Source organism: Streptomyces sp. URMC 126, assembly GCF_051386555.1.
Classification (GTDB): Bacteria; Actinomycetota; Actinomycetes; order Streptomycetales; family Streptomycetaceae; genus Streptomyces.
Genome location: NZ_JBPQTX010001192.1, coordinates 1 through 246 on the forward strand (window position 1 = coordinate 1; position 246 = coordinate 246).

Genomic DNA, 246 nt, shown 5'->3' on the forward strand with positions numbered 1-246 from the left:
GGCCGATGTGGCGCAGCTGCTGGGCATCACGCCCGAGGAAGTCGTGCGCCGCCACACGGGCAGCGAGTACGCCGTGGCCTTCACGGGCTTCGCGCCCGGCTTTGCCTACCTCAGCGGGGGCGATCCGATCTTCAACGTGCCGCGCCGCACCACGCCGCGCACGCGCGTGCCGGCCGGCTCCGTGGCGCTGGGCGGCACGTTCAGCGCCGTCTATCCCCAGGCCAGCCCGGGCGGCTGGCAACTGAT

At 73.6% G+C, this 246-nt stretch carries 1 protein-coding gene; it reads left to right on the forward strand.

The window, feature by feature from the left end:
• Window positions 1-246 (forward strand): 5-oxoprolinase subunit B family protein (locus tag ACSNOK_RS35620; RefSeq protein ID WP_436784809.1); only part of this gene is annotated, 246 nt, incomplete at both ends.